A 26,731-nucleotide genomic window follows, 5' to 3' on the forward strand; every position below is an offset into this window, starting at 1 on the left:
CCCTCAGTCCTGCAGCGAGGACAGGAACTGGCGCAGCTCCGGGCTGCGCGGTGCGCTAAAGATCTCGGCCGGCGGCCCGATCTCGTGGACGAGCCCCTGGTGCATGAAGATCACCCGGTCGGCGACCTTGCGGGCGAAGCTCATCTCGTGGGTGACCATCAGCAGGGTCATGCCCTCCTCGGCGAGGGATTCCACCACGCGCAGGACCTCGCCGACCAGCTCCGGGTCGAGGGCGCTGGTGATCTCGTCGCAGAGCAGGATCGCCGGGTCCATGGCCAGCGCCCGGGCGATCGCCACCCGCTGCTGCTGACCGCCGGAGAGCTTGTCCGGCATCGCGTCGAACTTCTCGGCGAGGCCGACCCGGGCGAGGAGCTGTCGGGCGCGGGCCGCGTTCTCCGGCCCCGGCCGCCGCTTCACGAGGTGCGGGGCCAGCATCACGTTGCGCCCCACCGAGAGGTGCGGGAACAGGTTGAAGTTCTGGAAGATCATGCCGACGCCCTGGCGCAGCTCCCGCATGGCCTTCGGGTTGTCGTGCAGGAGATGGCGGCCGTCGACGATCAGCGAGCCGTGCTGGAACACCTCCAGGCCGTTGATGCAGCGCAGGAGCGTGCTCTTGCCCGAGCCGCTCTTGCCGATGATCGCCACCACCTCGCCCCGCGCCACGTCGAGGTCGATCCCCCGCAGCACCTCGTGCGTGCCGTAGGACTTGCGCAGGGCCGTGATGCGCAGGATCGGCGCACCGACCTGGGTGTGGGGCTGGCCCGCACCGGCCGGCGTCGCGTTCGGGGCGGCGCTCATGCGGGGGTCCTCATCGCGAGTTTCCTTTCGAGGAGGCGGGCAGAGAGGCTAATGGGAAAGCACAGCACGAAGTACAGCAGCGCGACGCAGCCATAGGTCAGCATCGGCTCGTAGGTGACGTTGGCGATCATCCCGCCCGCCTTGGTCAGCTCGACGAAGCCGATCACGGAGGCGAGCGCCGTGCCCTTCACCACCTGCACCAGGAAGCCGACCGTAGGCGCCACCGCAATCCGCAGGGCCTGGGGCAGGATGATGTGGCGGAACTGCTGGCCGAAGCTGAGGGCGAGGCTCGCCGAGGCCTCCCACTGCCCGCGCGGGATCGCCGCCACGCAGCCGCGCCAGATCTCCGTGAGGTAGGCCGAAGCGTAGAGCGTGAGGGCAACGCAGGCGGCGAGCCAAGCGGAGGTGTCGAACCCGACCGCCGCGAGGCCGAAATAGAGCAGGAACAGCTGCATCAGCAGCGGCGTCCCCTGGAACAGCTGGACGTAGGCGCCGACGGCGCGTCCGAGCCAGGGCCCGCCGGCGAGCCGGACGAGCAGCAGGCCGAGCCCGACCACCGCGCTGCCGAGGAACGCCGCGAGGGAGAGGGCCACGGTCCAGCGCGCCGCGAGGGCGAGGTTGCGCAGGATGTCCCAGAGGGTGAAGTCCGGCATGGCGATGTCCTAGCGGCCGAACAGGAAGCGCGGGCCGGCCCAGTTGAGCAGGGTCCGGACCAGGATCGCGAGGCCGAGATAGGCGAGCATGCCGACGATGTAGGTCTCGAAGGCGCGGAAGTTGCGGCTCTGGATCAGGTTGGTGGCGTAGCTCAGCTCCTCGGTGGAGATCTGGCCGCAGACGGCCGAGCCGAGCATGACGATGACGATCTGGCTGACGAGGGCCGGCCAGACCTTGCGCAGGGCCGGCGGCAGCACCACCCGGGTGAAGATCTGGGCCCGGGTGAGCGCGAGGCTCTCGGCCGCCTCGATCTGCCCGCGCGGCGTCGCCTCGATGCCCGCCCGCAGGATCTCGGTGGCGTAGGCCCCGAGATTGATCGTCATGGCCAGGATCGAGGCCGTCGCCGGCGACAGGCGGATGCCGATCTCCGGCAGGCCGAAGAAGATGAAGAACAGTTGCACAATGAAGGGCGTGTTGCGGATCAGCTCGACATAGGTCCCCACGAGCCAGCGCAGGGGCGCCGGCCCATTGGAGCGCGCCCAGGCGCAGGCGATCGCCAGGGCAGCGCCCAGGAGCGTCGCCACGGCGGTGAGGCCCACGGTCCAGGCCGCGCCCCGCAGGAGCAGCGGCCACTGGACCAGGATACTCGTGAAATCGAGCTGCAGCGGCATGGTGATGGGGGGCGCCTTGGTGGCGGAGGAAGCCTTGGTGGCGGAGGGAGTCTTGGCGGCAGAGGGAGCCTTGGTGGCGGAGCGACCCGGCGGGCAGCGTTCGCCGAGCGGCCCGCGCCAGGGCGGACCGCTCGGCGCGGCGGATCAGAGCGGCAGGTCGCCGGTCCCGCGCTTCAGCCATTTCTGCGACAGAGCCTCGAGGGTCCCGTCCGCCTTGGCGGCCAACACGATCGCGTTGACCTTCGCCAGGAGGGCGTCCTCGCCCTTGGCGATTCCCACGAAGCAGGGGCTGTCGCGCAGGAGGAGCTTGTACTCGACGCCCAGATTCGGGTTCTTGCGGCTGAGCACGCCGATGTTCGAGACGCTGGTGGCGATCACCTGGGTCTGGCCCGCCGCGAAGGCCGCGGTGGTCGCGGCCTGATCCTCGAAGCGCTGGATCTGGGCCGAGGCCGGCGCGACCTTGCCCAGCATCTCGTCCTCCATGGCGCCGCGGGTCACCGCCACCGACTTGCCGGCGAGGTCGTCGAAGCTCTTGATGCTGGTCGATTTCAGGGCGAACACGCCCTGGTAGAACGGCGCATAGGCGGCGCTGAAGTCGATGATCTTCATGCGCTCCTCGTTCTTGCCGAGGGTCGAGACGATGAGGTCGATCTTCTTCGTCTGCAGGTAGGGGATCCGGTTGGCGCTCACCACCGGCACCAGCTCGACCTTGGCGCCGAGCTTCGCCCCGATCAGGTTGGCCATGTCGACGTCGAGGCCCATGGGCTGCAGGTCGAGGCCGACGAAGCCATACGGCGGGTAATCGGTGGGAATGCCGATCTTCACCACCTTGGTCCGGGTGATCTCGGCCAGCGCGTCCTGCGCTTGCGCGCCCGCGGCGGACAGCAGGGCGGCTCCGAGCCCGAGGGCGACGAGGAGGCGGCGTTTGGTGAGCGGCATCGGTGAATCGACTTTCCGGAAACGTGTGCCCCTGCCTGTGCAATTTTTGTGCAGCACGCCAGACGGATGCTGGCCTGTCCACAGCGATGGAGCCTCGGCGCTCCCGTCGGCCGGCTCTCGTCCCCGCCTCATCCCGAACTTTGGACGGCAGCGTGGCGTTGACGAAAGCGTGAGTCACGCCAAACAATCGGGAGAAATGCCATGAAGATCCTCGCCCTCGCCCTCGCCGGTACCCTCGCCCTCGGATCGGTCGCCCTGGCGGCCGAGGGTGGCTCGGGCACCACCAAGTCCGGGACCATGAACACCACCGGCCCGAACGATGCCGGCGCCGGCTCCTCCCCGGGCGCGGCCGGCAGCGGCCCCTCGACGGGCGACAAGAGCCGGTCCGGCACCTCCAACAGCACCGGCGCCAACGATGCCGGATCGGGCGCCTCGCCGGGCGCCGCCGGCAAGGGCACGAGCGCGCCCACCCGCTGAGGCGCGACGCGGCGCGCGCCATCGCGCGCCGCAGACTCGCCCGGGCCGGTCCCCCACCCCATATCGGTTCCGCGCGGCCCGGCGGCCGCGCGGACGGGAATGCTCATGGCTGGTCTCAAGGACAAACGCGGCTTCATCGACAAGGATCGCCTCGACCTCTCGGAGCGCAAGGCGGTGGAGTTCTGGATGAAGCGTTGGGGTGTCACCCAGGACCAACTCGCCGCCGCCCACCGCAAGGTCGGCCGGATGACGAAGGACATCGCGGCCGAACTGGGCAAGAAGCGCTAACTCGGATGTGAAGCGCTAGCGCGGACGTGACGCGCGAGCCCGGGCATGAAGCGCTCGAGATCGGCCCACGCCCCCCTGCCCTGCGCCGACGCGCGTCCCCATCTTGAGGCCGGGGGTTCCGCGCGGGTCACGCGCGCGGCTCGCTGCCCCCGACGGGAGCCGGTTTCGATGCCACGCTACTTCTTCCATACGCATATCGGGGACGATGTGGTGGTGGACCCGGACGGCCGGGATCTGGCGAGCCCGGACGCCGCCTGGACGGCGGCCCAGATCCTGGCCCAGCAGCTTCTCCAGGGCGCGGACAGCGACCCGCAGCTCCTGCGCGCGGTGCTGTTCGTGGAGGACGAGACCGGCGAGATCGTGCTGGAGTTCCCCCTGAGCGAGGCCCTCGGGATCGAACCCGTCTCCGACCCGACGGACGACACGCGGCACTGAGCCCGGCGGATGGCCCATTCGGGCGGGGGCCAGCATCGGGAGGGACAAGTCTTGCCAGCACCAGGCTCTTGCCGCCCCCGACCTCCGCGGACGGACAGCGACCGGTCCGAGTCCTGACAGAGTCTTGATCACGCCGATGTGTTGGATTCACGCTGCGCCGGGCCGGCAATCCACCATCAAAAGTTTGTTAGGGTTGTCGTAAAAGCACAGCCTGCACGTTCAGAGGTTTGATCGCGCAATACACGTTGCGCATTTCTCCCGCTCATTGCAGCATACTGCACAGCCGCGCCGGCCGTGCGCGGAGAGGAAGCGCAAGACGCCATGTTCGCCTACGTCACGATCCATCTTGCGTGCTTTGCGCTGGTCCTGGAACTGGCCGCACGCGCACCGCTCTGGCCCGACGAGGCGCCGGTGAGCGCCCGCGGCTAAGCGCCGACCAGCCAGAGCGCGCCCCAGCCCAACAGCCCGACCCATCCCAACTCCATCACGGCGAGCGACCCCAGGACGATGGGGGTCAGGTAGTCGCGCTTGGGCTTGCCCTCTGCGGTCGTGATGTCGACCGCCGTGGCCAGGGCTTGTTCCGCCATGAGCATGTCCGATGTGAGTGGTGGATGTGTCCGTAACGCCGTCGCGCCGGAACCGTTTCAAAGTTTATTCAAAATTGCGAGGACACACCTCGCACAGCAACAATTGCGGCAGAACTGCGGCAGGACTAGGCTTGCGCCTGCGAATGCAGTCTCGAAGCGATGTCCTCGAGCCGCTCAACTGCACGTCGCGAGCGGCTGCGGTCGAGACTGAGGGGCTTCGATCACGGCCGCCGCCCGGCGCGCGCGACGCCAGCGGACGCGCGCTGCGCCGCGAAAAGGGCCGTGACGTTGCCGGACCGGGCCCATAAGGTCGCCGGGCGCGCCGCGCCCGCCCTCCTGCGATCTGTTCGGAGATCCCACGAATGAGCCTCTTGGATCGTGCCGTCCGAGGCGTGAATCGCCTGATCTCACAGAATTTCGGCCCGCTCTCGACGGCCCTGTACCACACGGCGAATGCCTATACGAAGAGCTACAACAATCTGAACTACGACATGAAGAGCAACGGCGAGTACAGGCTCCTGGACAAGCTCGCCCGGCTCGAGACGAAGACCATCTTCGATGTCGGCGCGAACAAGGGCGAATACGCCAAGGCCTGCCTGTCCCGGTTCAAGGACGCGGAGCTCCACGCCTTCGAACTCGTCCCCGAGACCTACGCCCGGTTCGTCGCCAACGTGCGCTCCGACCGGGTGGTGGCGAACGATTTCGGCCTGTCCGACCAGCCCGGCACCGTGGAGATCCACGTCAACCCGCGCAAGGACGGCCTGAGCTCGCTGATCGAAGGCACCGCCATCAACAAGGGCAGCTGGACCCGGCAGAGCGTCAGGGTCATCCGCGGCGACGATTACTGCGCGGACCGATCCATCGCCCGGATCGACTTCCTCAAGCTCGACGTCGAGGGCGCCGAGCACCTCGTCCTGGAGGGTTTCTCCCGCATGCTGGCCGAGGGGCGGATCTCGGTGATCCAGTTCGAGTACGGCATGATCAACATCTACGCGAAGTTCCTGCTCCTCGACTTCTGGCGCGTCCTGACCGGCCACGGCTTCGTGCTCGGCCCGGTCATGCCCCGGGGCGTCGCCTTCAAGAGCTACAACCCGCGCGACGAGACCTTCCAGGGGCCGCCGAATTTCGTGGCGGTGCATGCGTCGAAGCCGGAGATCATCCAGGCGGTCCGGCTGCGCTGAGGCCGGGCGGCGCCCCCTCCTGCCCGAGCCGGCGCCGAACCGCCGGGCCGCGGCACCCTTACCCACCGCACCCGCTTGCCCCGGGAGCCCAGGACGCTACCCTGTGGCAGGACACGCGCGATCGCAGGCGCGCCGGCCGCGCCCGACCCCTCTCGAGCGCGACGGGATGCAGGCAGAAAGGGACCCTGGATGAGAGATGAGGTTCGCTACCCGCAGGTCATTCCCATGGTGCAGGCCGTGCTCGACACCCTTCAGGCGGGCATCGCCGCCGAGGAAGCGGCCGCGTCGGAGCTGGCTGCGCTGGCCGACACGATGCGCGACGCCCAGCCCACGACAGCGACCGCCATTCTGACGACGAGCCGCAACCATGCCATCAAGGCGCTGGCGCTGCGCGGCCGGCGGGCAGCACTTCGGGCAGAGTACGGTCTGGACTCGGAGTGAGGGCGACGCCCGCCACCGGAGCCACGGCCGCGATCTCCGGCAGGCCCCGGGCGTAAAGCTTCGCCACGGCGGACCAGAAACGCGCGACATCCTCGCCGTTGCGGAGGCGCAGGCGCAGATCGATGGCCTCCCGCGCCGCCTTCGCCATCGCGTCCCAATCGTCCGCCTCCGGATCGTCGGCGGCTTCGAGCAACAACGACATCGCGGCATCCTCATGCGGTGACGCAGAACGGGGAACGTCCGCGATGCAGGAACCGATCCATCGCGGGGGCGCGGTGGTCGGACGGCGCCGGGGGCCCGCCCGGCGGCGCCGACCGCGCAGCGCGACGTCGGATCCACCTGAAGGCCTCCGAGTCTGCGACCTTGCCCGGCAGATGACGGCCCCGGTCACCGGACCGCCGGGCTTCGCCACGCCCATGCCCCCGGCCGACCTGACGCCCGGCCTCCTCGGTTCGCGATCACAGGATGACCCGCCCCATCGCGAACCCGCGCGTTCCACCGCGCCTCAGGGGCGCATCCGGTACCGTTCGGGAAGGCCCGCGCTCCGACCTCGGTCGTCGGCGCCGCAGCGGACGTTCCGTCTCAGCCGGTCAGCAGGCCCAGACGGGGAACACGGTCGTGCGCGACAGGTTTGATGGAGGGTGTGTCAGAGACAAATGACAGACCCCAAGAACGTTACCCCAAGAAAATTGCCCCAAGAAAGTTGGATCTCGATGAACCTTGACCTTGCCAAGGTGCTGACGACGGTTGGACCAGCCGCCTCGATTATTTTCGCGGCCTGGATCTTTGTAGCGTTCCTACAGACCCGCTACGATGCGGCCATCGATCGCTATCGCGACTTGATCGAGAAGTTCAGATCCCCAGACCTTTCCGACAGCAGAAAGGCGAACATGCGGGATGAGATCCTCAACTACAAGCGCCGCTGCGAATTGATGAACCGGGCGATCGGCTGCGGGCTCATCTCGGCCATGCTGCTGATCTCGACGATGATCTTCGGTGGGTTTTCGCTCGTGTTCCAGGACAGCGAAGCCCTGAAGCTCGTCAGCATGGGCACGGCGACGCTCGGGCTCATCCTCGTCATCGTCGGGGCCGCCATGGTCATCATGGAAGGTCGGATCATCCGCCGGCAGATCCACACGGAACTTCTGGACATCCCGGAGCTGGCGCATGGCATCGACCAGGGTGCCGGCGACATCAACGATCCGCACCGACGCGGGCAGGACCGGGTCCCGACGCGGTCCTGAGGCGATCCTCCGGCGCCTGGAGACTCAAAGTCTGGAGGCTTGGAGACTGGAGGCTTGGAGCAGGAGACGAAGCGGGGAGCGCGAGCGTCGCGCACGCGCGGATGCTCTGACCTCCGCCGACCTCCGGGCGGCGCCTGCCGCCTGAACCGGAGACGCCTCAGGCCGGCCGCGTGCCTCGGATCGCCCTGCCCCGGCAGCCCCTGGCGCTGCGGAGAGGGCGCCGCCGCGTCGCTGGCAGCCGGCAGCCGAGACGTCATCGCCGGGCCGTGGTGCGGAGCCTGCCATGGCCGGACCGCGCCCAACGCAAGACTCCGCTGCCCAGTACGAGATGTTCTTCTACGCGCTGTTCGCGGTTTCGCTCGCGTTCCCGCGGCGCAAGGGCGTGGCGCACCGAACGAGCGCCTTCGGGGCTCTCGCGCTCCTGCCGTCACGGCTTCCCCACCCCGTGTCATCGTCGCCGATCCTGACGTTCCAGACGCAGAAGATCGTCTGGATGATCTTTCTGGGCGCCCTGTTGAGCGAGATCGACGGTCGAACCGGGGGTCTCACGCATCCGTCCAGGCCGTTCACGGCCGTCGTCGCCTGTCTCGTCCGCGTCGTGGCGGGTCAGGCGCGTCTGGTCGAAACGCGCGCCCTGGATAGCGAACTCCTCGCGATGATCGGCGCCGGCATCATCGTCGCGGTCGCCCTGTTGTTCGCCGGGCCACGGCGTCCCTCGGACCGCGTCAGCCAGACCACGAGCCTGTTGGGCGACGCCTCCTCCAGCATCTATCTGGTCCACGGCTTCATCTTGACGGCCCTCAAACACGCATGGGACCGGCTGGGGGCGTGGCCATCCGGATGGATGCCCTCCCTGGCCGCCTCTCGGCTGGCCTGTTCCGTCGGCGGGGGAGCCATCTCCTGGTTCAACGAGAAACCCATCCTCATTCGGCTGCGATCGCTCACGGCACGCGTGCCGTCGCCGGCGGGCAGCCTCGCCCCAGCCCGGCTCATAGAACGCTGAGGCTGGTCACGCGATGGAACTTGGACTTTGCGTGGGATGATTGGGCGTAACTGGCGGTGGTCGCCGGCTCTCGAAGATGCCGCCGTCTCGTACCGCTCCGCGGGTGTGCAAGCAGAGGGGTCGGCAAGGCCACCCGAGCCTGAGCGCCGAGCCGCGTCACGCATCTGATGCAACGGCAGCACTGCCCGGAGCTGCCTGGATGAATGCCAACCGATCGGGAGATCGCGAACGGGACGCGAACCGCTGAGCAAATCTCGCGGGTGCGTCAGGTTCCGAACGCTCCTGTACTGGTCGACACAGGACAGGGGAAACTGCAGAAAACGTCTCGATTTCAAAAGTCGGAAATCAAGTGGTGGCCAGGAAAGTTATCGAATAAGCCAGTGATTTCAGACGCAATCGGCTCATGTGCGGGATAAACAGTGCCTTTGATCGCGATAGGCTTTTTCTCGAGCCTCTCGCACCGATCGAGCTTCAGGACCGCTACTAACTGTTCCTTACCAATGCCCCTCCACCGTTCACTCGCAATATCTCAAGGAGAAGCAAGGATAGTTATCAAGGATTGCCTTCCGTGATCCTCACTAGATAGCGCCACAACCAAGTGCGACTTTTTATCCGATGAAGAGATAATATGCTGTTCCATAAGGTTCAATATCTTATTTGACCAAGAAAGTATTTCGTCGATATCAACTTCTGGACCTTCAGGAGATTCATTTACTAAAGTTTTACCACTTCCTCTATGAAGAAAGTTGCCGGAAATTTGCCATAACTTGATGAGTTCTTCCCTTTTGAGTTGTGGCACTAGGTATTCGTCAAGAGCAAAATTTTCGCCTTCTCGCCTTACCCTTATACCTTTTGGATAGAAATCAGGGTTTAACTTTTCCATTTCTCGCATTATCCGCGGCGTATGCCATTCTCTTAGTGTCCCTTTATCTTTAATATCCCCATGGGCGATAAGACACCCCAACGCAATCTGTTCGCACAGCATTCGCAATTGCAAGTAAGCGAATTCTTGAAATAGTCGCGGCGGCCAAGTATCCCTACTAGCTATCATACTTCCGAGGAAATTGATCCGGACCCGGATTTCATTCATAAGATTAGCATAGATCTGATGGGAATTTGTTTGCAGGGCCACCGATCGCCTCACTCATTCGAATTTGCCGGTACATCAGAGCGATAGATAATGGCTTTGTAAGCGTTAAATCGAGGCTTCAAGTCCTTCAATCGGCACCGCTTTTTCTAGTTCGAGTTGAAACTTACGTTTCCGGTTTGACCTATGGCCAGAAAATGGCATCAGAGCCCACCGCGAATCGGTCCTATGATGGATTGGACGAACTCATGCTGCCGGCGCTCTTGGAGCGGCATGGCGGATGAGTTCATGCTGTAGAAAACGCTGTAGCGATGACCATCACATGGGCTCGTACATGGCCCGGCCGAGCCGATGCGCGGCGCGACTACGCGGCAACGGATGATGGCGTCTCGGTCGGCCGGATCGACTGCGTCGAGACCGCTTCAGGGGCGGCCTGGGTCTGGGCTGCGAACGGAATCATGGCAGCCCTAGCGACCGTCGAATGCGCCCTCAGCGGTCATGAAGTGACGCAGCAGGCCGCAGCCGGTCGCGTGAACGGCCGCAGGGGCGCGGCTGGCTGGACCTCCGAAACCCGCCTCGGCCGAACCGCCTGGGGGACAGGTGAGTGCGCCCCGCACCGCGGACGAGTCCAGGGCCCCGCCGTCCCAAACTGCGGCGGCACCTTCAGCGCGCGTGGTCAGGAGTTGGGTGCGACGAACCCGCTCCGAGCATCCGGCGGCCGCGGACGGGCTCAGCGGCGCCGAGCCGCGTCACACAGCCCGGTGCGACAGCAGCACGGCGCGGAGCTGTCTGGATGAACGTCGAGCGATCGGGAGAGTGCGACCGGGACGCGAACCGCTGATCAAATCGCGCGGGTGCGTCGGGTTTGAACGATCCTGTACCGGTCGACACAGGACAGGGGAAACTGCGGAAAACGTCTCGATTTCAAAGCTTGGAAATCAAGTGGTGCCCAGGAAAGGACTCGAACCTTCACCTCTTGCAAGACTGGTACCTGAAACCAGCGCGTCTACCAATTCCGCCACCTGGGCTCGCCGGGGCCGCTCTGCGGCGCCGACGGGGTTTCGTTTAGGCGGGGTGGGGCCGGCCGTCAATCCGGATCGCAGCGGATTTTTCGGCCGGCCATTCGATTGTGGCTCAGGCCTCGCGGCGCCACTCGCGGATGTCGACGAAGCGCCCGGCCACGGCCGCCGCCGCCGCCATGGCGGGGGAGACGAGGTGGGTGCGGCCGCGATGGCCCTGGCGGCCCTCGAAGTTGCGGTTCGAGGTCGAGGCGCAGCGCTCGTTCGGGCTCAGGCGGTCGGCGTTCATGCCGAGGCACATGGAGCAGCCCGGCTCGCGCCAGTCGAACCCGGCCGCCTTGAGGATCTGGTCGAGCCCCTCGGCCTCCGCCTGCTGCTTCACCAGGCCGGAGCCCGGCACCACCATGGCGGAGACGTTGGCGTGGACCTTCCGGCCCTCGACCATCTGGGCCACCGCCCGCAGGTCCTCGATGCGGCCGTTGGTGCAGGAGCCGATGAAGACCCGGTCGAGGGTGATGTCGGTGATCTTGGTGCCGGGGGTCAGGCCCATGTAGCTCAGGGCCTTCTCCTTCGACTGGCGCTTGTTCTCGTCCGCGATCCGCGACGGGTCGGGCACGGCGCCGGAGATCGAGACCACGTCCTCGGGGCTGGTGCCCCAGCTGACGATCGGCGGCAGGTTGGCGGCGTCCAGGCGCACCTCGCGGTCGAAATGGGCGCCCGCGTCGGTGACGAGGCTCTCCCAGTAGGCCTTGGCGCGGGCGAAGGCCTCGCCCCGGGGCGCCTTCGGCCGGCCCTCGACATAGGCGTAGGTGGTGGCGTCCGGCGCCACCAGGCCGGCGCGGGCGCCGCCCTCGATCGACATGTTGCAGATGGTCATCCGGCCCTCCATCGAGAGGGCGCGGATCGCCGAGCCGGCATACTCGATGACGTAGCCGGTGCCCCCGGCGGTGCCGATCTCGCCGATGATCGCCAGGATGATGTCCTTGGCCGTCACGCCCGGCGGCAGGGTGCCGTCGACGCTGACGCGCATGTTCTTGGCCTTCTTCTGCAGCAGCGTCTGGGTGGCGAGCACGTGCTCCACCTCCGAGGTGCCGATGCCGTGGGCGAGCGCCCCGAAGGCGCCGTGGGTCGAGGTGTGGCTGTCGCCGCAGACGATGGTCTGGCCCGGCAGGGTGAAGCCCTGCTCCGGCCCGATGACGTGGACGATGCCCTGGCGCCGGTCGAGGGCGTCGTAGAACTCGATGCCGAAGTCGCGCACGTTCTCGGCCAGCGCCTCCAGCTGGATGCGGCTCTCCGGGTCCTCGATGCCGAAGCGGCGGTCGGAGGTCTGCACGTTGTGATCGACCACCGCGAGGGTCTTCTCAGGGTGGCGCACCCGGCGCCCGGCCACGCGCAGGCCCTCGAAGGCCTGGGGGCTGGTGACTTCGTGGACGAGGTGGCGGTCGATGTAGAGGAGCGTGGAGCCATCGGGCTCGACATCGACGACGTGGTCGTCCCAGATCTTGTCGTAGAGGGTGCGCGGCGCTGTCATGGCGTGGCTGTTCTGGTTGTTCGTCGGGAAACGGAGTGCGGTGTCCCTTTAGTAGTGTTCCAAGGCGCGCAGCGAAAGTGGGGACCCGACTGCGCCGGGCGGATGGCAGCCCGGAGGCGCCCGCATGGGGCCGGGCGCGGGTCGCTCAAGGTCACTGGTCAAGGTCACTGGACCGGTCCGGAGCCGCGGCCTAAAGCTGTCGGCACGGAGCCCCGAGGCTTCCGCCAGATCCCGATCGTCACCGAGACCCCCATGCCGCCCATCGACATCCTGATGCTCAAGGCGATGCATCCCGACGTCATGGACGCCGTCGCCGCGCGCTTCACCCTGCACCGGCTCGACACCGTCCCCGATCCGCAAGCCTTCCTGGCCGAGACCGGCCCGCGCATCCGCGGCCTCGCCACGGGGGCGCAGGCGCCGGTGGACCGGGCCCTGCTGGCGCGCCTGCCCGGCCTCGAGATCGTCGCGAGCTTCGGCGTCGGCTACGACACCATCGACACGGCGGCGGCCGCCGCGCAGGGCGTGGTCGTCACCAACACGCCGGACGTCCTTACCGACGAGGTCGCCGACCTCGCCCTCGGCCTGCTGCTGGCCACCGTGCGCCAGATCCCCCAGGCCGACCGCCACCTGCGCGCCGGGCACTGGCCGCAGCGGACCTACCCGCTGACCCCGACCCTGCGCGGCCGCACCGTGGGCATCCTCGGCCTCGGGCGGATCGGGCGGGCCATCGCCCGGCGCCTGGACGGGTTCGGCGTCGCCATCGCGTATCACGGCCGCCGGCCCCAGGCCGACGTGCCCTACGCCTATCACCCCACCCTGCTCGGCCTCGCCGAGGCGTCCGACGTGCTCCTGGTGGTGGCCCCGGGCGGGCCGGAGACCCACGGGATCGTCGACGCCGCGGTGCTGGAGGCGCTGGGACCGCAGGGCCTCCTCGTCAACGTCGCGCGCGGCAGCCTCATCGACGAAGCGGCGCTGATCCGGGCCCTCCAGGCCGGCACCATCCTGGGGGCCGGCCTCGACGTCTTCGCCCGGGAGCCGCACGTGCCGCCCGCGCTCGTGGCCATGGACCACGTGGTGCTCCTGCCGCATGTGGGCTCGGCCTCGGTCGAGACCCGCGCCGCCATGGGCCGGCTCGTGGTGGACAACCTCGTCGCCTGGTTCGACGGACGCGGCCCCCTCACCCCGGTGCCGGAGACGCCCTGGACGGCCCGGGCATGATCCGCGCGCGCCACACCGCCGCCCTCGCCCTGGCGCTGGCGACATCGGCCCTCGCCCAGGAGGCCGCCGTCGCCCAGGACAGCGCCCCGGCGCAGGAGACCGCCCCCGCGCAGGAGAGCGCCCGGCCGCAGGAGGCGCCCGCGCCGGCGGCCGCCGCACCCGAGCAACCGTTCGTCGCGAGCCTGCCCCGCGACATCGCGGGGGTGCCGGGCACCTGGGACCTGTCGCGGGACGGCAGCACCCGGCGCTGCGTGCTGACCCTGTCGGGCGCGAGCGGGCCCGCCGGGCGGCGGCTGTCCTTCCCGGCCGGGTGCCGCCGGGCCCTGCCGATCCTCAACCACATCGCCGGCTGGCTCTTCGCCGACGGCAACCTGCGCCTCGTCGACAAGGACGTCCGGCCGGTGCTGCAGTTCAGCACCCGGGTCGATGCCCGCAGCCTCGTGGCCGCCGCGGCCGACGAGCATTTCAGCCTGGTGCCGCTCCAGATCGTCGCGATGGTGCCGCCGACCGACGCGGTCCCCACCAGCCCCGGTGCCGGCTACGCCGGGGCCGGCGATGCCGGGGCCGGCAGCGCCGCCCCGGATGCGCGCAGCGCCGCGGCGCCCGCGGCCGTGCCCGCCGGCGAGGGCCCGGCCCCCGGTACCTACGCCCTCGACCGCTACCGTGAGCAGGATGTCTGCCGCATCGAGCTGACGCCGGGCACCGCGCCGGCGCCGGTGCGCATCCTCGACAATTGCCGCGACGGCGGCCTGACGGTGTTCGACCCCGTCTCCTGGCGCTTCGCCAACGGGCACCTGACCCTGAACGCCCGCCGCGGCCACATGGTGAACCTGGTGGCCGCCGGGGACGGGCGCTGGCGCCGCGACCCGGAGGTCGGCACCACCTTCGTGCTGCGCCGGGTCGATCCCGCCGCCCCGTGAGCCCTGTGCCGTAGACCCTGCCCCTGAACCCAGTTCCTGTCCCCTGTTCCTCGCCTGCCGATCGCCCCCGATGCCGCTGACCGTCGCCGCCCTGTACCAGTTCGTCGCCCTGCCGGACGTCGCCGCCCTGCAGGCCCCCCTCGAGGCCCTGTGCGCGGAGCTCGGCCTCACCGGCACCCTGCTGCTGGCGCCGGAGGGCGTGAACGGCACGGTGGCGGGCCCGGCCCCGGCGATCGAAGCCTTCCTGGTGGCGCTGCGCACCGGCCCGCTCTTCGGCGGCCGGCTCGCCGAGCTCGACTGCAAGTGCTCGCAGGCCGAGGCGCCGCCGTTCCGCCAGCTCAAGGTCCGGGTGAAGCGCGAGATCGTCACCTTCGACGACGGCGCCACCGATGCGGCCACCGGCGCCGGCACGCCCGTGGCGCCGGAGGCCTGGAACGCGCTGCTGGAGACGCCGGGCCTCCTGCTGATCGACACCCGCAACGCCTTCGAGGTGGCGCTCGGCAGCTTTCCCGGCGCGGTCGATCCGGGGATCACCCGGTTCAGCGACTTCCGCGCCTACGTCGACGGCCTCGACCCGGCGGCGCATCCCCGCGTGGCCATGTTCTGCACCGGCGGCATCCGCTGCGAGAAGGCGGGCGCCTACATGCGCGCCAAGGGCTTCGCCGACGTGCGCCACCTCGCAGGCGGCATCCTGCGCTACCTGGAGACGGTGCCGGACTCCGAGAACCGCTGGACGGGCGACTGCTTCGTCTTCGACGGCCGCATCGCCCTCGGCCCGGCCCTGGTCGAGCGGCCCGACCACGCGCCCGAAACCCTGATGTCCGAATCCTCGATCTCCAAGACCCCCATCTCCAAGACTCCGGTCTCCAAGCCCCCGATCTCCAAGCTCAAGATCCCCGAGACTCCGATTTCCGAGACGCCGCGATGACCGATCTCTCCGCCCGCATCGACGCCCTGGAGATGCGCCTGACTGAGCAGGACGTGGTGATCGACGACCTCAACACCACGATCACGGCCCAGTGGCGCCAGATCGACGCCCTCACCCGGCAGATGGCCAAGCTGGTGGAAGAGGTCGAGGCCGCCGCCAACCGGCCGGGCTCGGGGGCCCCGGAGCCGCCGCCGCCGCATTATTGAGGGGTGATCGTCCGCGCCGGCGCGCCGGCGGCAGCGACAACCCTCCCCGCTCTGCGGGGGGAGGGTCGAACCGCGATCCCGGACCCGTACGCCCCCTACCCCCCGACGCGCGCCTGGCTGACGAACTTCGTGGTCAGGTAGGCCTCCAGGGCCTCCGAGCCGCCCTCGCTGCCGTAGCCGGAATCCTTGACGCCGCCGAAGGGCGTCTCCGGGAAAGCGAGGCCGTGATGGTTGATGCCGACCATGCCGCTCTGGACCCGGGCCGCGATCTCGACGGCGCGGGAGGCCGAGCGGGTATAGGCGTAGGCGGCCAAGCCATAGGGGAGCCGGTTGGCCTCCGCATAGGCGTCCGCGTCGTCGGAGAAGCGCTGGATCAGCGCCACCGGGCCGAAGGGCTCCTCGTTCATGATCCGGGCGGTCAACGGCACGTCGCAGAGCACGGTCGGCTCGAAGAAGTTGCCGCGGTTGCCGATGCGCTTGCCGCCGGTGCGGAGCGCGGCGCCCTGCGCCACTGCGTCGGCGCAGAGGGTCTCCATCGCCTCCAGGCGCCGGGCATGGATGAGCGGTCCCATGGTGGTCTCGGGGTCGAGCCCGTCGCCGACCCGGCGGCCCTCCGCGAAGGCCACGAAGCCATCGCGAAAGCGGTCGTAGACGGCCTCGTGCACCAGCATCCGGGTCGGGGCGACGCAGACCTGGCCGGCATTGCGGAACTTGTTGGCGCCGAGCACCGCCACGGCGGTGTCGACGTCGGCATCCTCGAATACGATCGCGGGCGCATGGCCGCCGAGCTCCATCGTCGCCCGCTTCATGTGCCGGCCCGCCAGCGCGGCGAGTTCCTTGCCCACCGGGGTCGAGCCCGTGAACGACATCTTGGCGATCACCGGGTGCGGGATGAGGTAGCCCGAGATCGCGGCCGGGTCGCCGTACACCAGGGAGAGCACGTCGCCCGGGACGCCGGCATCGAGGAAGGCCCGGATCATGGCCGCGCAGCTCGCCGGGGTGTCCTCGGGTCCTTTCAGGATCACCGAGCAGCCGGCGCAGAGGGCGGCCGCCACCTTGCGCACCGCCTGGTTGATCGGGAAGTTCCAGGGCGTGAACGCCGCCACGGGGCCGACCGGCTCGCGCAGCACCATCTGCACGACGCCGTCGGCGCGGGCCGGGATGATCCGGCCGTAGGCGCGGCGCCCCTCTTCCGCGAACCAGTCGGTGACGTCGGCCCCCGCCAGGATCTCCACCCGGGCCTCGGCGAGGGGCTTGCCCTGCTCGAGGGTCATGAGGCGGGCGATGTCCTCCACCCGCGCGCGCAGGAGGTCGGCGGCCCGGCGCAGCACCTTGGCGCGCTCGTAGGCCGAGACCTTGCGCCAGGCGGCAAAGCCCCGCTCGGCCGCCGCCAGCGCCCGGTCGAGGTCGTCGCGCGTCGCCACCGCCAGGGTGCCGAGGGTTTCGCCGGTGGCCGGGTTCAGCACCGGCAGAGTCTCCGAGCCGGACCCGTCGGTCCAGGCCCCGGCGATGTGCAGCGTCACGTTCGGATACGTCATCGGCGGCTCCCGCATGGCCATGATGCCGGGTTGTCCGCCCTTCAGGCGCGGGCCGCAACCCACGTCGGGGGATGGCTGGGTCGACGGCCGCGTGCCGCCATCACGCCGAGCCGACCGGACCTCCCGTCTCCCGGGCGATCCGATCGCGGATGCCACCCAGCCGTCATCCCGGGGCGCCGCAGGCGTTTCCGGACCCGGAGGGGCGCGCCGGCGGCGTGCGATCCCGAGCCGCCGACGGTTTCAGGGCCGCCGCTCTCACGGCGGCCGCCGTGACCGCGCGCGGCTCGCGTCAGGCGGCGATGCGCTCGGCCACCGCTTCGGGGCCGGTGAGGGTCACCGGGCCGCCGCGGCGGGCCTGGAGCGTGCCGCCCTTGGGGACGACCTTCCAGCCGTCGCGACAGCCGTCGATCGGCTCGGAGACGACGACGAGGCCGGTCTCGGTCTGGCGGTAGTAGAGGCTCGGGGGCGAGCCGTCGCAGGCCCAGCGATAGGCCGTCAGGGTCTCGCCGTCCGTGACCACGGCGGTGAAGCGCAGGGGCTCGGTGGCCTCGGCCGCCCGCATCAGCTCGCGCACGGTGGCCAGCGTCCGGGCCATGGCGCCGATCGGGTCCTCGGCGAGGCCGTTGGCCAGGGCGAGGAGGAAGATCGCCTCGGAATCCGTGGTGCCGCGCCGGTCGTCGTAGAGCGCGTCGGGGATCAGCGCCTCGATCCGGCGCTTGATGCGGTGATAGCCGCCGATCTGGCCGTTGTGCATGAACAGGTGGCGGCCATGGGCGAAGGGGTGGCAGTTCGCCCGGGTGGTGGCGGTGCCGGTGGAGGCCCGCACATGGGCGAAGAACATCCGCGCCCGCACCTGCTGGCACAGGTTGACCAGGTTCTCGTCCGACCAGGCCGGGCAGACGTCGCGGTACAGGCCCGGATCGACCCGCTCCCCGTACCAGCCGATGCCGAAGCCGTCGCCGTTGGTTTCCGTCTTCGCCTCGGCCGCATGGAGCGACTGGTGGACCAGCGAGTGCGTCGGTGCGCAGACGAGGTCGGTCAGGAAGACCGGCTCACCGGAATAGGCGAGAAAGCGGCACATGACGGACAAACACCCCCTGATCTCAACGACGCGACCGACCCGGTCGCCGCGCTAGGGCGGCGTCCGTCTCGTGCAACCTCTTCGATCCCCACGCCCCCGACGTTCAGCCTAACGTGGTGAACGCATGGTTAACATCCACCGCGGTCCCGGCCTCGCGCCGAGCCAGCCATGCAAGAGGCGCACCGTCGCGGACCCGGGCGAGTCCGGCGGGCGGCGGCCTGCGGGGCATTCATCATGCGAGCCCGGCGGGAATGCGGCGCCGGAACCGATCATCGATGCGGGAACCGCATAGCCGGAACAACGATTCGAACTCTTGCCCCCTGTACCGTGGCGGCGCAGCATCACTTCGAGAGAATCAGTACCCCGAAAGGATCAGGCCGGGCCGGACACGGCTGGCCTGTGCCCGCGTATCGCGTCCCGCCCGTCCATTCCCCGCGTTCGCCACGCCCGATGCCCGATTGAGGAGACTTCATGGATCGCTCACACGCCCCCTGCCCGATCGCCCTCGTGGTCGAGGACGATGCCGATGTCCGCAACCTCGCGACCGCCGTCCTGGAGGAAAGCGACCTCGACGTCATCGCCTGCGACACGGCCGAGGCCGCGATCTCGGTGCTGGAGCGCTCCGGCGGCAACGTCGCCCTGCTCTTCGCCGACGTCCGGCTGGGCGCCGGCATGGACGGGATCGCCCTGGCGAGCGCCGTCGAGCGGCGCTGGCCGGACGTCCGCGTCGTCCTCACCTCCGGCGGCGACGCCCGCGGCGGCGAGGCCCTGCCGGCCCAGGCGGTCTACATGCAGAAGCCCTGGCGCGCCCTCGACGTGCTGGTCCAGGCCGAGCACGCGACGGTGGCGGCCCGGGCCGCCTGACGGGTCTCGCCAGCTCAACGCGAAACAGCCCGGCCGCTGAGCGACCGGGCTGTTTTCGTAGGCGATGACGGGCGACGGGCGCGATTTCGCGCTGCCGTCGTCCGCCGGGAGTCCGCGCGCGAAAATTCCGCGCGGCTGGAGTCAGGCGTTGCCGGCGGGCGGCAGCACGGTCGGAGCGGTCGGGGCGAACGGCGAACCGCCCGGACGACGCGGCGCACCGGCACCGAAACGGGGCTTCGGCTTCGGCGCGGCGATCAGGCCCTCGCGGATCGCGGTCTTGCGGGCCTGCTTGCGGGCGCGGCGCACGGCCTCGGCCTTCTCACGAGCCTTGCGGACGGAAGGCTTCTCGTAGGCCTTGCGCTGCTTCATCTCGCGGAAGATGCCCTCGCGCTGCATCTTCTTCTTCAGGACGCGGAGGGCTTGGTCGACGTTGTTGTCGCGAACGAGTACCTGCAACGGTTTCAATCCTCTGAAACGATGTTTGTTGGGCGGCGCCGACCCTGAGACCCTCCCGGAGCCCCGCGACGCGAACTGCAAAACGTCCCGGACCCAGGATTTCACCCGGGCGGGACGTCCGTCAGACGGCCTCGAATCGGCGCAGAAACTGCACTTGGGGCAGGCTCATACACCAACCGCCCGCGAGTTCCAACACGCCTTGCCGCGGCCGGGGCGCATTATCGCGGCGGCGGCGGGACAAACCGCGCGCCTTGTCGCCCCAGAGACGCACGCAGCACCGGGCGCGCCTGCCCCAAGGATTCCGAAGTGGTCGCCGGCGTCCGGTGCGGCAATGATGGGCGCTCCATAAGATGACGCGCGCCTTCCCGAGGTTTCGCGCGGAGAACCTGCTTCGTGCGGGGCGCGAATGGTTGCCCAATCGTCGGCCGGATTGCGCGGATTTTCCGATCTTTAATGTTTGTGTCGCAGTTTCTCTGCGCAGCAGGCAGGATCATCCGGTGCGACGATCGAATGCTGCGACCTGAACCCGTCCGGGGTTCTGATTCTGGGGCGTTCGATGCTGGGTCTAAGGAAGAAGTCGGCCGCCGAGACGGACGCGAAGCTTGCGGCCCTCGACAAGTCGCAGGGCATCATCGAGTTCAACCTCGACGGCACGGTGATCAGTGCCAATCCGAACTTCCTCGCCGTCATCGGCTACGACCTGGCCGAGATCCGCGGGCAGCATCACAGCCTCTTCGTCGAGCCCGCCCAGCGCGACACCGCCGCCTACGCCGCGTTCTGGGCCAAGCTGCGCCGGGGCGAGTACGAGGCCGCCCAGTACAAGCGCGTCGCCAAGGGCGGGCGCGAGGTCTGGATCGAGGCCTCCTACAACCCGATCCTCGACGGGGCCGGCAAGCCCTACAAGGTGGTCAAGTTCGCCACCGACATCACGCAGCAGAAGAGGCAGGACGCCGACGTGCAGGGCCAGCTCGCCGCCCTGCACAAGGCCCAGGCGGTGATCTCCTTCAACCTCGACGGCACCGTCCTCGACGCCAACGCGAACTTCCTCGCCGCCGTCGGCTACACCCTGCCGGAGATCGTCGGCCGGCATCACCGGATGTTCGTGGAGCCCGGCGAGCGCGACAGCGCGGCCTATGCGGAGTTCTGGGACCGGCTGCGCCAGGGCACCTACCAGGCCGCCCAGTACAAGCGCGTCGCCAAGGGCGGGCGCGAGGTCTGGATCGAGGCCTCCTACAACCCGATCCTCGATGCCAGCGGGCACCCCTACAAGATCGTCAAGTTCGCCACCGACATCACCGCGCAGGTGACGCTTCTCAACGACCTGCGCCGGCTGATCGCTCAGAACTTCGGCGAGATCGACGGCGCGGTGCTGCTCACGAACAGCCAGACGCGGGAGGCCGACGCGGCGGCGAGCACCACCTCCAGCAACGTCCAGACCATGGCGGCGGCCTCCGAGGAACTCGCCGCCTCCGTCGCCGAGATCTCGCAGAGCATGGCCCATTCGCGGGTCGCCACCGAGGCGGCCCAGGGCCAGGTCGTCGCCGCCGCCGAGGCGACCCAGAAGCTGACCCAGGCCGCCGGCGCGATGAGCGGCATCGTCGGGCTGATCCAGACCATCGCCGGCCAGATCAACCTGCTGGCGCTCAACGCGACGATCGAGTCGGCCCGGGCCGGCGAGGCCGGCCGCGGCTTCGCGGTGGTGGCCCAGGAGGTGAAGAACCTCGCCAACCAGGCGGCCCGCGCCACCGAGCAGATCACCGGCGAGATCGACAACGTGCAGGCGGTGTCCAAGCAGGTCGGCGAGTCGCTCCAGACCATCCAGCTTTCCGTGACGCAGATGCGCGACTACGCCATCAGCACGGCGGCGGCGGTGGAGGAGCAGAGCGTCGTCACCCAGGACATGTCGGGCAACATGCAGCACGCCGCCAGCGCGGTCGCGGCGATCTCGCAGAACATCCAGGCGATCGGCCACTCGATCGGCCAGGTCTCCCGCGCGGTGGAGACCACCAAGGACGCCGCCCGGGTCCTCGCCCGCTAGGGGCCGCCCGCCCCCGCGCCGACGCTCAGCCCTTGGCCGGCGCTCAGCCCTGGGCCGGCGCTCAGCCCTGGGCCGGCGCCCCCTTGGGACGCGCCAGGTCGGCCAGCAGGCTCGCCGCCACCGTCGCCTTGGAGACCGTGAGCCCCGAGGCCGTCACCGCCTCCAGGGTGGCGCGGGCATGGTCGAGGGCCGCGCCGCGGCTCCGGCTCCAGGCCGTCACCGCCTCGGGCCCGGCCCCCACCGTGCCGATGACCTCGGCGGTCAGCCGGCGGTGGGCGGTGGCGATGGTCGAGACGGCCCGCTCCAGGGCGATGCGGTCGTAGGTGTCGCCGGTGGCGACCGCCCGGGCGGCCGCCGCGAGTTCGGAGAGCCGGAGGGCCCGGTCCAGGGCGAAGTGGGTCGCGGCGATGTCGGGCATCGCGCCGCCGCCGGTCTCGGCGATCCGGACGATGTCGGGGGCCGAGGTCAGGGCGGTGAGCGCCGCGAGGCGGCGGGCCGGCGCCGCGGCCATGCCGAGGCCGACGAGTTCGGCCTCGCGCGCGGCCAGCTGTCCGTTCACCGCCTCCCCCATCACCTCCGGCAGGGCCGCCTGCAGGGCGCTGATGCCCTCGCGGTAGCGGGCGACGATGGGGGCGACGCCGCCCGAGAGGTCGAGGTTGCGCAGGAACCAGACGATCCGGCCCACGAGCAGGTCCTGCACCTCGGCGTAGAGGGCGATCTGCGCCTGCCCGGCGATGGCGCCGGCCAGCCCGTCGATGGCGAGGTTCAGCTCCATCAGGCCGTAGGCGTCGCGGGTGATGGCGTAGGCCTTGGCGATGGCGCTCGCATCGGCGCCGGTCTCCTCCACGAGGCGGGTGACGAGGGAGGGCCCGCCGCGGTTGACGATGATGTTGGAGAGCGCGGTGCTGATGATCTCCCGGCGCAGGCGGTGGCCGTTCACCGCGTCGGGGAATTGCTGGCGCAGGGCGGCGGGGAAGTAGCGCTGCAGCTCCCGGTCGAAATAGGGGTCGTTCGGCGCCGTGCTGGCCAGGAGCGCGTCGTAGAGGGCGAGCTTGGCGTAGGCGAGGAGCACCGCGTATTCCGGCCGGGTCAGCCCCTCCCCCCGGCGCATCCGCTCGGCGATGGCGGCATCGTCCGGCAGCAGCTCCACGCCGCGGTCCAGGCGCCCCTCCGCCTCCAGGGCCTGCATCGTCCGCATGGCGAAGCCCGTCTCGGGCAGGCCCCGGTGCTGGGCCAGGGAGAGCGCCAGGGTCTGGAGCTGGTTGTTGCGCAGCACCAGGGCGGCGACCTCGTCGGTCATCGCCACCAGGAGGGCGTTGCGGGCTTGCCCGTCGAGGCGGCCGTCGCGCTCCGGGGTCATCAGCGCGATCTTGATGTTCACCTCCACGTCGGAGGTGTTCACCCCGGCGGAGTTGTCGATGGCGTCGGTGTTGAGGCGGACCCCGTTGCGGGCCGCCTCGATGCGCCCGCGCTGGGTCGCCCCGAGATTGGCGCCCTCGCCGATGACCTTGGCCCGGACCATCGCGCCGGTGATGCGCACCGCGTCGTTGGCGCGGTCGCCGGCCTCCTCGTCGGATTCCGCGGCGGCGCGGATATAGGTGCCGATGCCGCCGAACCAGAGCAGGTCCACCGGCGCCTTCAGGATCGCCTGCATCAGCTCCGCCGGCGTCGCCGTGTCCTGGGCGAGGCCGAGCACCGCCTGGATCTCGGGCGAGAGCGGGATGGTCTTCAGGCTGCGGGCGTAGAGGCCGCCGCCGGGCGAGATCAGGCCGGCGTCGTAGTCGCGCCAGGAGGAGCGCCCGAGGTCGAACAGGCGCCGGCGCTCGGCGAAGCTCGCGGCCGCGTCGGGGTTCGGGTCGAGGAAGATGTCGCGGTGGTCGAAGGCCGCCACGAGGCGCAGGGCGCGCGACAGCAGCATGCCGTTGCCGAAGACGTCGCCGGACATGTCGCCCACGCCCGCCACCGTGATCGGGTCGCTCTGGGTGTCGATGTCCATCTCGCGGAAGTGGCGCTTCACCGCCTCCCAGGCGCCGCGGGCGGTGATGCCCATGCCCTTGTGGTCGTAGCCCTGGCTGCCGCCCGAGGCGAAGGCGTCGCCGAGCCAGTGGCCGCGCTCGGCCGAGAGGGCGTTGGCGATGTCCGAGAAGGTGGCGGTGCCCTTGTCGGCCGCCACTACGAGATAGGCGTCGTCGGAATCGTGCCGCACCGTGTCGGCCGGCGGCACGATGGCGTCGCCGACGATGTTGTCGGTGAGTTCGAGCAGCGTGCGGATGAAGATCCGGTAGCTCTCGGTGCCCTCGGCCATCCAGGCCTGCCGGTCCGAGGCCGGGGGCAAGCGCTTGGGGAAGAAGCCGCCCTTGGCGCCCACCGGCACGATCACGGCGTTCTTCACCTGCTGGGCCTTCACCAGGCCGAGCACCTCGGTGCGGAAATCCTCCGGCCGGTCGGACCAGCGCAGGCCGCCGCGGGCGACGTAGCCGAAGCGCAGGTGCACGCCCTCGACCCGGGGCGCATAGACGAAGATCTCGAAGAACGGGCGCGGCAGCGGCATGCCGCTGACCTTGGCGCAGGCGAACTTGAAGGCGATGGCCTCCCGGCGTCCGCCGCCCGGGGCGACCTGGAAGAAGTTGGTCCGCAGGGCCGCCTCGATCAGGTTGACGAAGCGGCGCAGGATGCGGTCCTCGTCGAGGCTGGTCACGGCGGCGAGGTCCGTCTCGATCCCGGCGCGGATCTCGGCCTGGGCCGCCTCGCGGTCGCCGGGGGCGGCCGGGTCGAACCGGGCCCGGAACAGCGCGACCAGGGCGCGGGCGACGCCCGGATGCGCGCTGAGGGTGGCGGCAAGGTAGTCCTGGCCGTAGCGGATGCGGAGCTGGCGCAGGTAGCGGCCGAGGGCGCGCAGCAGGGCGACGTCGCGCCAGGGCAGCTCGGCCTCCAGCACGAGGCGGTTGTAGCCGTCGGATTCGGCGAGCCCCGTGCCGAGCGCCAGGAGCGCCTCCTCCAGCAGGGTCTCGAGACGGCCGAGATCGATGGCCGCGCCGGTGGCGCGCTCCAGCAGCATGTCGTGCAGCCAGACCCGGCCGGCCTCGTCGGCCCCGGGGGGCAGGATGCGGTAGGTCCGCTCGTTGACGACCCGGAAGCCGAGATTCTCGAGCACCGGCACCCGCTCGGACAGGGAGAGCGAGGCGCCCCGCGAAAACACCTTCAGGCGGATCTGCGCCTCCGGGTCGGTGGCGCGCCGGCCGATATCGGCCGCCCGGGGCCGCTCGGGGCTGAGGCGCTCCAGGGTCATGATGTCGGCGATGGCGACCGCGGGGGCGAAGCTCTCGCGATAGGCCGCCGAGAAGGCCTCGCCGTAGCGGGCGGCCAGGATCCGGGCTTCCGCGCCGTCCAGGGTCTCGGCGAGGGCCGCCCGCAATTCGTCGCCCCAGGTGCGGACCAGGGCGGCGATGCCGGCCTCCAGGGCGGCGGGATCGCGCTCGGGCGCGCCGGATTCGGGCAGGCCGATGATGACATGGGTGCGGGCGAGCGGCCCGTCCGGGAAATACGGGTAGGCCGCCGAGACCCGGCCGCCGTATTCGCTGGCGAGGTAGGCGCCGATCCGCGCCCGCACGGTGGAATCGTAGCGGTCCTTCGGCACGTAGACGAGGAGCGAGACGAAGCGGCCGAAGCGGTCGGGCCGCGACAGCACCCGCAGGCGCGGCCGGTCGGCGAGGTGGGCGATGGCGAGGCTGAAGCGGTAGAGCCGGTCGGCGTCGATCTGGAACAGGTCGTCGCGCGGGTAGGTCTCCAGCACGTCGAGGAGGCCGCGCCCCGCATGGCTCGTGGGATCGAGGCCCGCGCGCAGGGCCACCTGCGCCACCTTCTCGCGCAGGTACGGGATCTCCCGCGTCGGCAGGGTGTAGGCGCTCGCGTTGAACAGGCCGACGATGCCGACCTCGCCGGTCAGGCGGCCGTCCGCGCCGAACAGCTTGCAGGCGATGTAGTCGAGATGGGCGGCCCGGTGGACCCGGGACTTCACGCTGGCCTTGGTGATGATGAGGGCCTGCGGACCCTCGAGGAAGGCGCGGATCTCCGGCGTCATGTCCACGAGGGCGCCGCCGCGCCGGAGCACCGCCACCGCCGGATCGCGCAGCAACCCCAGGCCCGAGCCCTCCACCAGGGCATGCTCCGCCCCGGAGAGGCTGTGCTCCCGCAGGCCCAGCACCGTGAAGTGCCCCGCGCCGAGCCAGGCCAGGAAAGCGCGCGCCTCCGCGACCTCCTCCGACGGCAGGGGCGGCGGGGCGGCGGCGTAGGCCTCCGCGAGGCCGGCCAGCCGGCTGGCCATGGCGTCCTGGTCGTCGGTGGCCAAGGCGACGTCGTGGAACACGCGGGCCAGGCCCTCGACGAGGCGGGTGCGGGCCTCGCCGGCATCGAGCCGGTCGAGATGGATGTGGATGAAGCTCTCCCGCGCGAACCCCGCCTGCGTGTCGGCGGTGGTCTCCCCCACAACCCGGACCAGGGCGCCCGCGTCGTCGCGCTCGACGCCGAGGATCGGGTGGGCGACGAGGTGGGGCGCCAACCCCTGCTCCGTCAGCTCGGCCAGGGCGGAATCGAGCAGGAACGGCCGGTTGTCGTTGACGACTTCGACGATGGTCAGGTCGCGCATCCGTCCCTCGCGCAGAACGGCACGGTCACTGACGGACAGGTTGGCGGCTGCGCCCGGATGCCGGGGCGCGGCGAGGTGCCCCCGGGCCGCCAGGGCGAGATCGGCGAGATCCTGCGCCGTGTAGGGCGCGAGGTCCTCGGGGGGCACGCGCCCGAACAGGTCGGTGACGAAGCCGCCGGGGCCGCCCTGCTCCGCGACCCGGTCGGCCGCGGCGCCGAGAAGGTCCGTGCGGGCACCCCGGGCCTCGGGGCTGGACAGGGCGGCGTTCCGTTCCAGGGCCATGGTCATCGTGTCCTTGCGGCGGGCGTCGGCGCGCTCGCGCGGGGCTGGTCCCGCTCCCGGCAGGCCGCGGCGGCGTTCGGGCGGGGCCGGCCCGTTGGGCGGAGGGAGGCGGGGGGACGGGGGCTGGATCGCATCGTCGGGTCGCCGATCTCTCTGCCGGCCCGCGATTCGCCCGCGGTGGCCGCCGCGCCCCACTTGAG

Annotated in this window: 24 protein-coding genes and 1 tRNA gene; 13 read left to right on the top strand and 12 right to left on the bottom strand. The window is 70.0% G+C overall.

Features of this window, described 5'->3' with window-relative positions; all coding sequences use genetic code 11:
* Nucleotides 1–3: 3 nt before the first annotated feature.
* The 4 genes from ASF58_RS20800 to ASF58_RS20815 form a co-directional block, all read right to left on the bottom strand.
* Nucleotides 4–798, bottom strand: a complete 795-nt coding sequence (locus ASF58_RS20800) for an amino acid ABC transporter ATP-binding protein (protein WP_055957047.1) — start codon at nt 796–798, stop codon at nt 4–6.
* On the bottom strand, nt 795–1,451 hold the full coding sequence (locus ASF58_RS20805; RefSeq protein ID WP_055957049.1) for an amino acid ABC transporter permease: 657 nt from the start codon (nt 1,449–1,451) through the stop codon (nt 795–797). The genes ASF58_RS20800 and ASF58_RS20805 overlap by 4 nt, the downstream gene beginning before the upstream one ends.
* Nucleotides 1,452–1,460: 9 nt before the next feature.
* Nucleotides 1,461–2,123, bottom strand: a complete 663-nt coding sequence (locus ASF58_RS20810; RefSeq protein WP_055957051.1) for an amino acid ABC transporter permease — start codon at nt 2,121–2,123, stop codon at nt 1,461–1,463.
* A 144-nt stretch (nt 2,124–2,267) separates the two neighbouring features.
* The gene (locus ASF58_RS20815; RefSeq protein ID WP_055957052.1) at nt 2,268–3,062 is read right to left on the bottom strand and encodes a transporter substrate-binding domain-containing protein; all 795 of its coding nucleotides are present in this window, start codon (nt 3,060–3,062) and stop codon (nt 2,268–2,270) included.
* 201 nt (nt 3,063–3,263) lie between these two features.
* Here ASF58_RS20815 and ASF58_RS20820 point away from each other — a divergent pair, with 201 nt between their 5' ends.
* The 3 genes from ASF58_RS20820 (at nt 3,264) to ASF58_RS20830 (ending at nt 4,262) form a co-directional block, all read left to right on the top strand.
* Entirely contained in the window at nt 3,264–3,539 is a 276-nt protein-coding gene (locus ASF58_RS20820; RefSeq protein WP_055957053.1) for a hypothetical protein, read from the top strand.
* A gap of 105 nt (nt 3,540–3,644) precedes the next feature.
* On the top strand, nt 3,645–3,827 hold the full coding sequence (locus tag ASF58_RS20825) for a DUF3606 domain-containing protein (RefSeq protein ID WP_055957170.1): 183 nt from the start codon (nt 3,645–3,647) through the stop codon (nt 3,825–3,827).
* A gap of 168 nt (nt 3,828–3,995) precedes the next feature.
* Nucleotides 3,996–4,262 (top strand): hypothetical protein, encoded by a 267-nt coding sequence (locus ASF58_RS20830; RefSeq protein ID WP_055957055.1) that lies wholly within the window; start codon nt 3,996–3,998, stop codon nt 4,260–4,262.
* A gap of 425 nt (nt 4,263–4,687) precedes the next feature.
* On the opposite strand, the gene ASF58_RS26270 is transcribed toward ASF58_RS20830, so the two are convergent.
* Nucleotides 4,688–4,849 (bottom strand): hypothetical protein, encoded by a 162-nt coding sequence (locus tag ASF58_RS26270; RefSeq protein WP_156375823.1) that lies wholly within the window; start codon nt 4,847–4,849, stop codon nt 4,688–4,690.
* A gap of 362 nt (nt 4,850–5,211) precedes the next feature.
* Here ASF58_RS26270 and ASF58_RS20835 point away from each other — a divergent pair, with 362 nt between their 5' ends.
* From ASF58_RS20835 to ASF58_RS20850, 4 genes are all read left to right on the top strand, one after another.
* Nucleotides 5,212–6,030 (top strand): FkbM family methyltransferase, encoded by an 819-nt coding sequence (locus tag ASF58_RS20835; RefSeq protein ID WP_055957057.1) that lies wholly within the window; start codon nt 5,212–5,214, stop codon nt 6,028–6,030.
* Nucleotides 6,031–6,219: 189 nt separating this feature from the next.
* Nucleotides 6,220–6,471 (top strand): hypothetical protein, encoded by a 252-nt coding sequence (locus tag ASF58_RS26275; RefSeq protein WP_156375824.1) that lies wholly within the window; start codon nt 6,220–6,222, stop codon nt 6,469–6,471.
* A 656-nt stretch (nt 6,472–7,127) separates the two neighbouring features.
* A complete protein-coding gene (locus ASF58_RS20845; RefSeq protein WP_082513213.1) occupies nt 7,128–7,715 on the top strand; it encodes a DUF2721 domain-containing protein in 588 nt (195 codons plus the stop codon).
* A gap of 283 nt (nt 7,716–7,998) precedes the next feature.
* Complete coding sequence (locus ASF58_RS20850) at nt 7,999–8,718, top strand: acyltransferase family protein (protein WP_055957061.1); 720 nt, start codon at nt 7,999–8,001, stop codon at nt 8,716–8,718.
* A 529-nt stretch (nt 8,719–9,247) separates the two neighbouring features.
* On the opposite strand, the gene ASF58_RS26280 is transcribed toward ASF58_RS20850, so the two are convergent.
* The 3 genes from ASF58_RS26280 to leuC form a co-directional block, all read right to left on the bottom strand.
* On the bottom strand, nt 9,248–9,850 hold the full coding sequence (locus ASF58_RS26280) for a hypothetical protein (RefSeq protein WP_156375825.1): 603 nt from the start codon (nt 9,848–9,850) through the stop codon (nt 9,248–9,250).
* Between the two features lie 898 nt (nt 9,851–10,748).
* Nucleotides 10,749–10,833, bottom strand: a tRNA-Leu gene (locus ASF58_RS20855).
* Nucleotides 10,834–10,939: 106 nt separating this feature from the next.
* Complete coding sequence (gene leuC / locus ASF58_RS20860; protein WP_055957062.1) at nt 10,940–12,355, bottom strand: 3-isopropylmalate dehydratase large subunit; 1,416 nt, start codon at nt 12,353–12,355, stop codon at nt 10,940–10,942.
* 252 nt (nt 12,356–12,607) lie between these two features.
* On the opposite strand from leuC, the gene ASF58_RS20865 reads away from it, so the two are divergent.
* The 4 genes from ASF58_RS20865 (at nt 12,608) to ASF58_RS20880 (ending at nt 15,627) form a co-directional block, all read left to right on the top strand.
* Nucleotides 12,608–13,573 (top strand): 2-hydroxyacid dehydrogenase, encoded by a 966-nt coding sequence (locus ASF58_RS20865; RefSeq protein WP_055957064.1) that lies wholly within the window; start codon nt 12,608–12,610, stop codon nt 13,571–13,573.
* The gene (locus tag ASF58_RS20870) at nt 13,570–14,493 is read left to right on the top strand and encodes an AprI/Inh family metalloprotease inhibitor (protein WP_055957065.1); all 924 of its coding nucleotides are present in this window, start codon (nt 13,570–13,572) and stop codon (nt 14,491–14,493) included. Before ASF58_RS20865 ends, ASF58_RS20870 begins: the two co-directional genes overlap by 4 nt.
* A gap of 70 nt (nt 14,494–14,563) precedes the next feature.
* Nucleotides 14,564–15,421 (top strand): rhodanese-like domain-containing protein, encoded by an 858-nt coding sequence (locus tag ASF58_RS20875; RefSeq protein WP_162242089.1) that lies wholly within the window; start codon nt 14,564–14,566, stop codon nt 15,419–15,421.
* Nucleotides 15,418–15,627, top strand: a complete 210-nt coding sequence (locus ASF58_RS20880) for a SlyX family protein (protein WP_055957066.1) — start codon at nt 15,418–15,420, stop codon at nt 15,625–15,627. The genes ASF58_RS20875 and ASF58_RS20880 overlap by 4 nt, the downstream gene beginning before the upstream one ends.
* 95 nt (nt 15,628–15,722) lie before the next feature.
* Here ASF58_RS20880 and ASF58_RS20885 read toward each other — a convergent pair whose 3' ends face one another.
* Both ASF58_RS20885 and ASF58_RS20890 read right to left on the bottom strand, forming a co-directional pair.
* The gene (locus ASF58_RS20885; protein ID WP_055957172.1) at nt 15,723–17,165 is read right to left on the bottom strand and encodes an NAD-dependent succinate-semialdehyde dehydrogenase; all 1,443 of its coding nucleotides are present in this window, start codon (nt 17,163–17,165) and stop codon (nt 15,723–15,725) included.
* 289 nt (nt 17,166–17,454) lie between these two features.
* Nucleotides 17,455–18,246 carry a class II glutamine amidotransferase gene (locus ASF58_RS20890; RefSeq protein ID WP_055957068.1) on the bottom strand — a complete coding sequence of 264 codons (792 nt, stop codon included), beginning with the start codon at nt 18,244–18,246 and terminating at the stop codon, nt 17,455–17,457.
* A 471-nt stretch (nt 18,247–18,717) separates the two neighbouring features.
* Between ASF58_RS20890 and ASF58_RS20895 the strand changes: the two genes are divergently transcribed.
* On the top strand, nt 18,718–19,110 hold the full coding sequence (locus ASF58_RS20895) for a response regulator (protein WP_055957069.1): 393 nt from the start codon (nt 18,718–18,720) through the stop codon (nt 19,108–19,110).
* A 141-nt stretch (nt 19,111–19,251) separates the two neighbouring features.
* Here the strand turns inward: ASF58_RS20895 and rpsU are convergent, their stop codons facing one another.
* Complete coding sequence (gene rpsU / locus ASF58_RS20900) at nt 19,252–19,566, bottom strand: 30S ribosomal protein S21 (protein WP_055957071.1); 315 nt, start codon at nt 19,564–19,566, stop codon at nt 19,252–19,254.
* Between the two features lie 556 nt (nt 19,567–20,122).
* Here rpsU and ASF58_RS20905 point away from each other — a divergent pair.
* A complete protein-coding gene (locus tag ASF58_RS20905) occupies nt 20,123–21,604 on the top strand; it encodes a PAS domain-containing methyl-accepting chemotaxis protein (protein ID WP_055957072.1) in 1,482 nt (493 codons plus the stop codon).
* Between the two features lie 61 nt (nt 21,605–21,665).
* Here ASF58_RS20905 and ASF58_RS20910 read toward each other — a convergent pair whose 3' ends face one another.
* Complete coding sequence (locus ASF58_RS20910) at nt 21,666–26,531, bottom strand: NAD-glutamate dehydrogenase (RefSeq protein WP_055957174.1); 4,866 nt, start codon at nt 26,529–26,531, stop codon at nt 21,666–21,668.
* Nucleotides 26,532–26,731 lie beyond the last annotated feature (200 nt).

The organism is Methylobacterium sp. Leaf125 (assembly GCF_001423085.1).
Lineage (GTDB): Bacteria > Pseudomonadota > Alphaproteobacteria > Rhizobiales > Beijerinckiaceae > Methylobacterium.

What these genes read in the sequence shown, in the direction of transcription:
- ASF58_RS20830 (WP_055957055.1), top strand. Translation starts at nt 3,996, where the DNA reads ATGCCACGCTACTTCTTCCATACGCATATCGGGGACGATGTGGTGGTG.
- leuC (WP_055957062.1), bottom strand. Translation starts at nt 12,355, where the DNA reads ATGACAGCGCCGCGCACCCTCTACGACAAGATCTGGGACGACCACGTC.
- ASF58_RS20835 (WP_055957057.1), top strand. Translation starts at nt 5,212, where the DNA reads ATGAGCCTCTTGGATCGTGCCGTCCGAGGCGTGAATCGCCTGATCTCA.
- ASF58_RS26270 (WP_156375823.1), bottom strand. Translation starts at nt 4,849, where the DNA reads ATGGCGGAACAAGCCCTGGCCACGGCGGTCGACATCACGACCGCAGAG.
- ASF58_RS20910 (WP_055957174.1), bottom strand. Translation starts at nt 26,531, where the DNA reads ATGGCCCTGGAACGGAACGCCGCCCTGTCCAGCCCCGAGGCCCGGGGT.
- ASF58_RS20845 (WP_082513213.1), top strand. Translation starts at nt 7,128, where the DNA reads ATGACAGACCCCAAGAACGTTACCCCAAGAAAATTGCCCCAAGAAAGT.
- ASF58_RS20815 (WP_055957052.1), bottom strand. Translation starts at nt 3,062, where the DNA reads ATGCCGCTCACCAAACGCCGCCTCCTCGTCGCCCTCGGGCTCGGAGCC.
- ASF58_RS20905 (WP_055957072.1), top strand. Translation starts at nt 20,123, where the DNA reads ATGCTGGGTCTAAGGAAGAAGTCGGCCGCCGAGACGGACGCGAAGCTT.
- ASF58_RS20810 (WP_055957051.1), bottom strand. Translation starts at nt 2,123, where the DNA reads ATGCCGCTGCAGCTCGATTTCACGAGTATCCTGGTCCAGTGGCCGCTG.
- ASF58_RS20885 (WP_055957172.1), bottom strand. Translation starts at nt 17,165, where the DNA reads ATGACGTATCCGAACGTGACGCTGCACATCGCCGGGGCCTGGACCGAC.
- ASF58_RS20890 (WP_055957068.1), bottom strand. Translation starts at nt 18,246, where the DNA reads ATGTGCCGCTTTCTCGCCTATTCCGGTGAGCCGGTCTTCCTGACCGAC.
- ASF58_RS20850 (WP_055957061.1), top strand. Translation starts at nt 7,999, where the DNA reads ATGGCCGGACCGCGCCCAACGCAAGACTCCGCTGCCCAGTACGAGATG.
- ASF58_RS20870 (WP_055957065.1), top strand. Translation starts at nt 13,570, where the DNA reads ATGATCCGCGCGCGCCACACCGCCGCCCTCGCCCTGGCGCTGGCGACA.
- ASF58_RS20865 (WP_055957064.1), top strand. Translation starts at nt 12,608, where the DNA reads ATGCCGCCCATCGACATCCTGATGCTCAAGGCGATGCATCCCGACGTC.
- ASF58_RS20805 (WP_055957049.1), bottom strand. Translation starts at nt 1,451, where the DNA reads ATGCCGGACTTCACCCTCTGGGACATCCTGCGCAACCTCGCCCTCGCG.
- ASF58_RS20895 (WP_055957069.1), top strand. Translation starts at nt 18,718, where the DNA reads ATGGATCGCTCACACGCCCCCTGCCCGATCGCCCTCGTGGTCGAGGAC.
- ASF58_RS20820 (WP_055957053.1), top strand. Translation starts at nt 3,264, where the DNA reads ATGAAGATCCTCGCCCTCGCCCTCGCCGGTACCCTCGCCCTCGGATCG.
- ASF58_RS20875 (WP_162242089.1), top strand. Translation starts at nt 14,564, where the DNA reads ATGCCGCTGACCGTCGCCGCCCTGTACCAGTTCGTCGCCCTGCCGGAC.
- ASF58_RS20880 (WP_055957066.1), top strand. Translation starts at nt 15,418, where the DNA reads ATGACCGATCTCTCCGCCCGCATCGACGCCCTGGAGATGCGCCTGACT.
- ASF58_RS26275 (WP_156375824.1), top strand. Translation starts at nt 6,220, where the DNA reads ATGAGAGATGAGGTTCGCTACCCGCAGGTCATTCCCATGGTGCAGGCC.
- ASF58_RS20800 (WP_055957047.1), bottom strand. Translation starts at nt 798, where the DNA reads ATGAGCGCCGCCCCGAACGCGACGCCGGCCGGTGCGGGCCAGCCCCAC.
- ASF58_RS20825 (WP_055957170.1), top strand. Translation starts at nt 3,645, where the DNA reads ATGGCTGGTCTCAAGGACAAACGCGGCTTCATCGACAAGGATCGCCTC.